Source organism: Streptomyces corynorhini (assembly GCF_003346515.1).
Lineage (GTDB): Bacteria > Actinomycetota > Actinomycetes > Streptomycetales > Streptomycetaceae > Streptomyces > Streptomyces corynorhini.
In genome coordinates, this window is the sequence record NZ_QQNA01000078.1 from 1 (window position 1) to 9,657 (window position 9,657).

Genomic DNA, 9,657 nt, shown 5'->3' on the forward strand with positions numbered 1-9,657 from the left:
GGGCAGCAGGGCTGGACGCGCCGAGCGGGGCGGGGCGGCAGGCGGAGCGGCGAGCGGCAGGCAGGGTGCGCGGGGCCCGCGGCGGCTGATCCAGACCCGGTACGGCGCCACCGCCACGTCCCCGGGCCGCGTGCCCGCGTCTCGACGGCGCCGCGCGTCGATTTCCGGCCACGGAGAGCGGCTTCGGCCATGGATGTTCTTGACTCGTCTTTGTACATAAATTCTTGAGGTTCCACGGGTGCGGTGCCGCAAGATGGGGTCGGACCCCACCCTCGGTCTTGCCCACAGAACCGAGCCGAATCAGAGCCGAACCCGAGCCGAACCCGAGCCGAATCAGAGCTGAACCCAAGCCGAACCCGAGAGATTCCGCGTGCTCCTACGACTTCTGCGAGCCCATCTCGCTCCCTACAAGAGATCCATAGCCCTGCTGGTGGCACTCCAGCTGTTGCAGACGTGCGCCACCCTCTACCTGCCCACCCTGAACGCCGCCATCATCGACAACGGTGTCGTGAAGGGGGACTCCGGCTACATCCTGGAGTTCGGCGCGATCATGATCGCCGTCAGCGTGGTCCAGGTCATCTGCAACATCGGCGCCGTCTACTTCGGCGCGCGTACCGCCTCGGCCCTCGGCCGGGATGTGCGGGCCGCGGTCTTCGGGCGGGTGCAGAGCTTCTCCGCCCGCGAGGTGGGGCACTTCGGGGCTCCCTCGCTGATCACCCGTACCACCAATGACGTCCAGCAGGTACAGACGCTGGTCCTGATGACGTTCACGCTGATGGTGTCCGCGCCCATCATGTGCGTCGGCGGCGTCGTGATGGCGCTCGGCCAGGACGTGCCGCTCTCCGCCGTACTGCTGGCCGTCGTCCCGGTACTGGGGATCTGCGTCACCCTCATCATCAGGAAGATGCGCCCGCTGTACCGGCTGATGCAGGCCCGGCTGGACACCGTCAACCGGGTGCTGCGCGAGCAGATCACCGGCAACCGGGTGATCAGGGCCTTCGTCCGGGACGACTACGAGAAGGAACGCTTCCGCGGTGCCAACACCGAGCTGACCGAAGTCTCGGTGTCCACCGGCCGGTTGATGGCACTGATGTTCCCGACCGTGATGACGGTGGTCAACCTGTCGTCACTCGCCGTCGTCTGGTTCGGCGCGCACCGCATCGACAGCGGCGGGATGGAGATCGGCGCGCTGACCGCGTTCCTCGCGTATCTGATGCAGATCGTGATGTCCCTGATGATGGCCACCTTCATGTTCATGATGGTGCCGCGCGCCGAGGTGTGCGCCGAGCGCATCGAAGAGGTGCTGGACACCAGGTCGAGCGTCGTACCGCCCGCGAACCCCGTCCGGGAGCTGCGGCGAAGCGGGCATCTGGAGATGTGGGGCGCGGAGTTCCGCTTCCCCGGAGCCGAGCAGCCGGTGCTGCGTGAGGTGACGCTCGTCGCGCACCCGGGCGAGACGACCGCGGTCATCGGGTCGACGGGCAGCGGGAAGTCGACGCTGCTCGGGCTCGTACCCCGGCTGTTCGACGCCACGGACGGTCAGGTGCTGGTCGACGGGGTGGATGTGCGCGAGGTCGATCCGGCGCTGCTGGCGCGGACCGTGAGCTTGGTACCGCAGAAGCCCTATCTGTTCTCCGGCACGGTCGCGACGAATCTGCGCTACGGCAATCCCGACGCCACCGACGAGGAGCTGTGGCACGCGCTGGAGGTCGCGCAGGCCAAGGAGTTCGTCGAGGCGCTGGAGGGCGGGCTCGACGCGCCCGTCGCGCAGGGGGGCACGAATGTCTCCGGCGGTCAGCGCCAGCGGCTCGCGATCGCGCGGACGCTGGTGCGGCGGCCGGAGATCTATCTGTTCGACGACTCCTTCTCCGCGCTGGACTACGCCACGGACGCCGCGCTGCGCGGTGCGCTGTCGCGGGAGACCTCCGAGGCGACCGTCGTGATCGTCGCCCAGCGGGTCTCCACGATCCGTGACGCCGACCGGATCGTGGTCCTGGACGCGGGCCGGGTCGTCGGGTCGGGTCGCCATCACGAGCTGATGGCGTCGAACGAGATATACCGGGAGATAGTCCTCTCCCAGCTGACCGAGGCGGAGGCTGCCTGATGAGCGGTCCGGGCGGACGCATGATGGCCGCGGCTCCCACCGAGCGGTCGATGAACTTCAAGGAGTCCGGCACACGACTGCTGCGGCTGCTGGCCGTGGAGCGGGCCACTCTCTGGTGGATACTGGCGGCAGCCGTGCTGGGCGTCGCGCTGACGTCCGTGGGACCGAAGATCCTCGGCACGGCGACCGACCTGATCTTCGCGGGGGTCGTCGGCCGGCAGACGAGCGCGGGCGTCACCAAGGAGCAGACCGTCGAGGCGCTGCGCGCCAAGGGTGACGGCGGACTCGCCGATCTGCTCTCCGGGGTGGACTTCACCCCCGGCCAGGGCATCGACTTCGACGCGGTGGGCAACACCCTGCTGCTGGCACTGCTGGTGTACGTGGGCGCGGGTCTGCTGACGCTGCTGTCGGCGCGGCTGGCCATCCGCGTGGTCAACCGGACGGTGTTCCGGATGCGGGAGGAAGTCCAGGCGAAGCTGTCGCGGCTGCCGTTGTCGTACTTCGACAAGCAGCCCCGCGGCGAGGTGCTGAGCCGGGCGACGAACGACGTGGACAACATCTCGCAGACCCTGCAGCAGACCACGGGGCAGCTGGTCAACTCGGTGCTGACGATCCTCGGCGTGCTGGGGATGATGTTCTGGATCTCCCCGCTGCTGGCGCTGGTCGCCCTGGTGACCGTACCGCTGTCGGTGTTCGTGGCGGCGAAGGTCGGCAAGCGGTCGCAGCCGCAGTTCGTGCGGCAGTGGAAGGTCACCGGCTCGCTCAACGCCCATATCGAGGAGATGTACAGCGGACACGCCCTGGTGAAGGTCTTCGGACGGCAGGAAGAGTCCGCCGAGGGCTTCCGCGAGCAGAACGACAAGCTGTACGAGGCGGGTTTCCGGGCGCAGTTCAACAGCGGGATCATGCAGCCGCTGATGCTCTTCATCTCCAATCTCAACTATGTGCTGGTCGCTGTCGTCGGCGGGCTGCGGGTCGCCTCTGGCACGCTGTCGATCGGCGACGTACAGGCGTTCATCCAGTACTCACGGCAGTTCTCGACGCCGCTGACGCAGGTCGCCTCGATGGCCAACCTGGTGCAGTCAGGGGTCGCCTCGGCCGAGCGGATCTTCGAGCTGCTGGACTCGGCGGAGCAAGAGCCCGATGCGCCGGCGATCGAGCGGCTGCACGAGCCGCAGGGGCGGGTGGCGCTGGAGAACGTGTCGTTCCGCTACGACCCGGACAAGCCGCTGATCGACGATCTGTCGCTCGCGGTGGACCCGGGCCAGACGGTCGCCATCGTCGGACCGACGGGCGCGGGGAAGACCACGCTGGTCAATCTGCTGATGCGCTTCTACGAGGTGAGCGGCGGCCGGATCACCCTGGACGGCCTGGACATCTCGCGGATGTCGCGCGAGGAGCTGCGCTCCGGGATCGGGATGGTGCTCCAGGACACCTGGCTGTTCGGCGGAACGATCGCGGAGAACATCGCCTACGGCGCCTCCCGCGAGGTCACGCGCGCGGACATCGAGGAGGCGGCGCGCGCGGCGCACGCGGACCGTTTCGTCCGTACGCTCCCGGCCGGTTACGACACGGTGCTGGACGACGAGGGATCGGGCGTCAGCGCCGGGGAGAAGCAGCTGATCACCATCGCGCGGGCGTTCCTGTCCGATCCGGTGATCCTGGTACTGGACGAGGCGACCAGCTCGGTCGACACGCGTACCGAGGTGCTGATCCAGAAGGCGATGGCGCGGCTGGCTCACGGGCGTACCAGCTTTGTCATCGCGCACCGGCTGTCCACGATCAGGGACGCCGATGTGATTCTGGTGATGGAGAGCGGGTCGATCGTCGAACAGGGCACGCACGAGGAGTTGCTGGCTGCGGAAGGCACCTACGCGCGTCTGTATGCGGCGCAGTTCGCGCAGGCCGTCGCGGAGGTGGAGTGAGCGGTGGAGGTCGAGTGGCGGGGTCGAGTGGCGGAGGTCCAGGGCGGAGGTCCAGCGGCGGAGGTCCAGCGGCAGGTGTGGGGTGGCAGGTGTGGGGTGGGTGAGGGGCGCGGGTGCGTGCCAGTACGTGCCGGTACGTGCGAGTGCGGAGGAGCGGTCGCGCGGGTAGCCGCTGACCGCGTCCGTGCGGGCCGTAGCCGTCCGGATCAGTCGAGGTAGCCGCGCAGTTGGTCGGCGAAGGCGTGGTCGCGCAGTCTGCCGAGGGTCTTGGACTCGATCTGGCGTATCCGTTCGCGGGTCACGCCGAAGATCCTTCCGATCTCCTCCAGGGTGCGCGGCCGGCCGTCGTCCAGGCCGTAACGCAGCTGGACCACCTTGCGTTCGCGCTCGCCGAGCGTGGAGAGCACCACCTCCAGATGTTCGCGCAGCAGCAGGAAGGCGGCGGATTCGACGGGGGACGCCGCGTCGCCGTCCTCGATCAGGTCCCCCAGCGCGACATCGTCCTCCTCCCCCACCGGAGTGTGCAGGGAGACGGGCTCCTGGGCGAGCCGCAGCACTTCCCTGACCCGGGCGGGGTCCAACTCCAGCTGGGCGCCGACCTCCTCGGGGGTCGGCTCGTGGCCGCACTCCTGGAGCATCCGCCGCTGCACCCGTACGACCCGGTTGATCAGCTCGACCACATGGACGGGGACCCGGATCGTACGGGCCTGGTCGGCCAGGGCCCTGGACATCGCCTGCCGTATCCACCAGGTCGCGTACGTGGAGAACTTGTAGCCGCGCGCGTAGTCGAACTTCTCCACGGCCCTGATGAGGCCGAGGTTTCCCTCCTGGACGAGATCGAGCATGGTCAGACCGCGGCCGACATAGCGCTTGGCGACCGACACCACGAGCCGCAGATTGGCCTCGATGAGCCGTCGCTTGGCCATCCGGCCGAGCACGACCAGCTGGTCGAGGTCCAGGGCGAGCCGTGAGTCGGGGTCGAGGGGGCCGCTCAGCTTCTCCTCGGCGAACAGTCCCGCCTCGACGCGGCGGGCCAGCTCCACCTCCTCGGCGGCGGTGAGCAACGGTATACGACCGATTTCCCGCAGATACTGCCGGAACAGGTCGGACGAGGGCCCGCCGGCGTCGGCACGGCCGCGGCGCCCGCCCGGGGGCTCGGGCACGACGGGTACCTCCACGAGGCGCTCGGTGAGCAACTGGGTCTGCACGGGGGGCGACCTCCTGGGTGATCGCTGCCGTCCGGGGGGAATACGGCGGCGGGACGGAGGCGGCCGACCGCGCTCCGGGGAACTCAGCACCGCCCCCAGTGTGCGGTACGGCACATCGCTGCCACGAGGGGCGTGCGATGACTTTCTGAACCCGTGCGTAACCGTGCCGTTACGCGCGGGGCCCCGCGTGCGCGGGCCCTGGGCCTACGGGTCGGGCGGCCGGGGGGGCGCATGAAGAAGGGGCCCTTCCTCGGGTGAGGAAGGGCCCCTTCGTTCATCGAGCGCCCGGCAGGCCTTGCACCTACATCTCCCGTCGGCAGACGGACGTCTTTCCTTGGACCACAGACGCGTGACTTCGTTTCGCTGAACCGAAGCAACATGATGATCATACAGGCTTTCCGACCTGTTGGCTTCCCGGTCCGGGCGGCTGTTGGCTTCCCCGGTACGGGCGAGTCGTTGGCTTCCCGGTACGGGCGAGTCGTTGGCCTTCCCGGTCCGGGCGAGCTGTTGGCCTTCCCGATCCGGGCGCGAGGAGGCCCTCGATACGGTCCTAGGTGTATTGCCCTGTACTCAAAGCAGCGCCATCCGCCCAAAGGGCGGGCCCCCGCCGCGTCTGGTGCGCTGCGCTCTCAAGGCGGAGGGTCGAGGGTCGCCCCCGTACCGGATGTACTGGGGCGCCCCCGACAACGCGACGAGCGTGCGTGCCAGGCGTCGTCGACCAGGCGGGACTTTGACGACAGGGCCTACAGCGCGTCGGCGCCCGTGTTGCGGAGGGCCTGGCCGTACTGCTGGAGGACCCACAGATCCTTCTGCACCGCCGCGTAATGGTCCGGATCGGCCTGGGTGCCCAGCCGGGTGAGAGTGCCGGTGATGTCCTGGATCCGGCGGTCGACCGCGCGCAGCCGGACCTGCACGAGCTGCTGCCCCGCGTAGATCTCGTCGATGGTCTTGCCCCGGAAGACCTCCACCGCCAGCTCGGTGACCATGGCGCGCACCTGGTCGTCCGGCGCGGCCTCGCGGACCCTGGCCAGATACTCGGGCGCGGACTGGAGACCCGACTCGGCGCCGCCCGCCTCCTCGATGGTGCGGCGCACGGCGGTGTACGGCGGGGCGGTGAACTCGTCCTCGCCGTAGGCGTCGAAGGCCGGGGAGACCAGCTCGGGACGCTGGAGCGCGAGCTTCAGCAGCTCGCGCTCGGTGCGGTGGGCGGGGCTGCGCAGGGTGAGCGCGGGGCCGGAGGGTGCCTGCCGCTCCGCGGTCTCGTACGGTCGGCGGGCGGACGACTGCTCGGGGCCGGCCGCCGGGCCGCGGCCGCCCCGGTCGCGCGCCCAGCGCGCCACCTGGGCGACGCGCTTGACCACGAACTGGGTGTCGAGGATGCCGAGGATGCCGGCGAGCTGGACCGCCACCTCGTGCTGCGAGGAGCCGCTCTTGATCCTGGCGACGATCGGCGCGGCCTCGTCCAGCGCCGCCGCCCGGCCCGCCGGGGTCTCCAGGTCGTAACGGGCGACGATCTGGCGGATGGCGAACTCGAAGAGGGGCGTGCGCGGTTGCGCCAGGTCCACGACGGACTGGTCGCCCTTGGCGAGCCGCAGCTCGCAGGGGTCCATGCCGTCGGGGGCGATGGCGATGTAGGTCTCGGCGGCGAACTTCTGGTCGTCCTCGAAGGCACGCAGAGCGGCCTTCTGACCCGCCGCGTCACCGTCGAAGGTGAAGATCACCCGGGCGCTGCCGTTGTCCATCAGCAGTCGGCGCAGGATCTTGATGTGGTCGCCGCCGAAGGCCGTGCCACAGGTGGCGATGGCGGTGGTCACCCCGGCCAGATGGCAGGCCATGACGTCCGTGTATCCCTCGACCACGACGGCCCGGCTGGACTTGGCGATGTCCTTCTTCGCCAGGTCGACCCCGTACAGCACCTGGGACTTCTTGTAGATCGCGGTCTCCGGGGTGTTCAGATACTTCGGGCCGTTGTCGTCGTCGCGCAGCTTGCGCGCGCCGAAGCCGACGACCTCGCCGGAGATGTCGCGGATCGGCCACATCAGCCTGCCGCGGAACCGGTCGATCGGGCCGCGCCGGCCGTCCTGGGAGAGGCCGGAGAGCAGCAGCTCCTTGTCCGAGAAGCCCTGGCCGCGCAGGAAGCGGGTGAGGTGGTCCCAGCCGACCGGGCTGTATCCGACCCCGAAGTGTTCGGCCGCCGCCTGGTCGAAGCCGCGCTCGGCGAGGAACCGGCGGCCGATCTCGGCCTCGTCGCCCGCGAGCTGCTCGGCGTAGAACCGCGCCGCGATCTTGTGTGCCTCGACCAGCCGGGTGCGCTCGCCGCGCTGGCTCGACGGGTTGTAACCGCCTTCTTCGTAACGAAGGGTGACGCCCGCCTGGGCGGCCAGCCGCTCGACCGTCTCGGAGAAGGAGAGATGGTCGATCTTCATGACGAAGGCGATGGTGTCCCCGCCCTCCTGGCAGCCGAAGCAGTGGAAGAGACCCTTGCTCGGACTGACCTGGAAGGAGGGGGACTTCTCGTCGTGGAAGGGGCAGAGCCCCTTCAGATTGCCGCCGCCCGCGCTGCGCAGCTGGAGGTACTCGGACACGACGGCGTCGATCGGGACCGCGTCCCGAACCGCCTTCACGTCGTCATCGTTGATCCTGCCGGCCACGCGTGAATTCTACGGGCCCGCACTGACACCCGCCGCCAGCCCTCCGACTGCCCCGGGGGAGAGGAGGGGGGAGAGGGAGGGAGAGGAGGGGGACGAGGGAGGAAGGGCGGGGGCGGGACGGCGGCGGGCGGTGAGGACGGTGGGTGATCGGGGCGGTGGGCGGTGGGTGATGGGGGGGCTGTGGCTGCGGCGGTGGGTGATCGGGGGCGGTGGCCCGGTCCGCTCATCCCCTCATCCGCTCATCCCCTCATCCCCCGAGCGAGGCCAGCGGAACGTTCGGGTCGGCCAGGGCGTCCAGATCCTGCGGCTCACCGGAGCGGATCAGGCGCTGGATGTGCTCGGTGACGTCCCACACGTTGACGTTCATCCCGGCGAGCACCCGGCGGTCCTTCAGCCAGAAGGCGACAAACTCCTTCTTTCCCGCGTCGCCCCGGACCACCACTTGGTCGTACGAGCCAGGCGGCGCCCACCCCGAGTACTCCAGGCCCAGGTCGTACTGGTCGGAGAAGAAGTAGGGGACGCGGTCGTAGGTGACGTCCTGGCCGAGCATGGCGCGGGCGGCGGCCGGTCCGCCGTTGAGCGCGTTGGCCCAGTGCTCGACGCGTACCCGCCGGTCGGCGCGCTGGCCGCCCCACCCGGTCAGCGGGAAGGCCGCCACGTCGCCGGCGGCGAAGATGTCCGGGTCGGAGGTGCGCAGCGAGGCGTCCACGGCGATGCCGCCGCCCTCCGACCGGTCGGCGAGGGCGAGCCCGGCGGCCTCGGCGAGTGCCGTGCGCGGGGCCGCGCCGATCGCGGCCAGGACGTCGTGCGCGGGATGCTCCTCGCCGTCGTCCGTCCGGGCCGACAGGACCATGCCGTCCTGGCCGGTGATCTCGGTGAGCCGGGCGCCGAAGTGGAACCGTACGCCGTGGTCCCGGTGGAGATCGGCGAACAACTGGCCCAGCTCGGGGCCGATGACCTGGTGCAGCGGCGTCGCCTCCGCCTCCACGACGGTGACCTCGGCGCCGTATCCGCGCGCCGCCGCCGCGACCTCCAGGCCGATCCAGCCCGCTCCCGCGATCACCAGATGGCCGTTGTCCCGGCCGAGCGCGGCGAGGACCTGGCGGAGCCGGTCCGCGTGGGCGAGTCGGCGCAGGTGGTGGACGCCCGCCAGGTCCGTACCGGGGATGTCGAGCCGACGCGGTTCGGCGCCGGTGGCCAGCAGCAGCTTGTCGTACCGCAGCGAGGTGCCGTCGCCGAGCAGGACGCACCGGGCGTCTCGGTCGACGGCGGTGACGGCCTGGCCGAGGTGCAGCTCCACCTGCGCCCCCGCGTACCAGGCGGGCTCTTGTGCGAAGACGCTGCCGCGCTCTTCGCCACCGGTGAGGTAGCCCTTGGACAGCGGCGGGCGTTCGTAGGGGTGGTCGCGCTCGTCACCGATGAGGATCACCCGGCCGGTGAACCCTTCGGCACGCAGGGTTTCCGCGGCCTTCGCCCCGGCCAGCCCTCCGCCGACGATGACAAATGTCCGATGTGCGTCGACCACTTGATGCCTCCTCTTCGTGCTTTCGCCATCTGCGAGCGTCCCGTACCGAGCCGGACGGCGAAAGGGGGAGCGCTCCTCGGGCCTGCCTCACGGTCGGGTCCCACCGTGATCCGGTTCCTCTGGTATATGCCCGTATCCGGGGCCGTGAGGCATGAGGGACGCGGTGGCTCGTGACCGGCTGGACGGGGACTGCGGGGACGGGGACTGCGAGGACGGGGACTGCGGGAACGGGGACTGCGGGGGG

Annotated in this window: 5 protein-coding genes; 2 read left to right on the forward strand and 3 right to left on the reverse strand. The window is 70.0% G+C overall.

Features of this window, described 5'->3' with window-relative positions:
• Positions 1-370: 370 nt before the first annotated feature.
• Together DVH02_RS11190 and DVH02_RS11195 are read left to right on the forward strand one after the other, a co-directional pair.
• Positions 371-2,104 (forward strand): ABC transporter ATP-binding protein, encoded by a 1,734-nt coding sequence (locus DVH02_RS11190; protein ID WP_114623624.1) that lies wholly within the window; start codon positions 371-373, stop codon positions 2,102-2,104.
• The gene (locus DVH02_RS11195; protein ID WP_114623625.1) at positions 2,104-4,029 is read left to right on the forward strand and encodes an ABC transporter ATP-binding protein; all 1,926 of its coding nucleotides are present in this window, start codon (positions 2,104-2,106) and stop codon (positions 4,027-4,029) included. The genes DVH02_RS11190 and DVH02_RS11195 overlap by 1 nt, the downstream gene beginning before the upstream one ends.
• A 206-nt stretch (positions 4,030-4,235) precedes the next feature.
• Here DVH02_RS11195 and DVH02_RS11200 read toward each other — a convergent pair whose 3' ends face one another.
• The 3 genes from DVH02_RS11200 to DVH02_RS11215 form a co-directional block, all read right to left on the reverse strand.
• Positions 4,236-5,279, reverse strand: a complete 1,044-nt coding sequence (locus DVH02_RS11200; RefSeq protein WP_407697612.1) for an RNA polymerase sigma factor — start codon at positions 5,277-5,279, stop codon at positions 4,236-4,238.
• A 701-nt stretch (positions 5,280-5,980) separates the two neighbouring features.
• Positions 5,981-7,888: a DNA primase gene (gene dnaG, locus DVH02_RS11205; RefSeq protein WP_114623627.1), complete on the reverse strand. Its 1,908-nt coding sequence runs from the start codon at positions 7,886-7,888 to the stop codon at positions 5,981-5,983.
• 247 nt (positions 7,889-8,135) lie between these two features.
• Positions 8,136-9,413, reverse strand: a complete 1,278-nt coding sequence (locus DVH02_RS11215) for an NAD(P)/FAD-dependent oxidoreductase (RefSeq protein ID WP_114623628.1) — start codon at positions 9,411-9,413, stop codon at positions 8,136-8,138.
• Between the last annotated feature and the right edge of the window lie 244 nt (positions 9,414-9,657).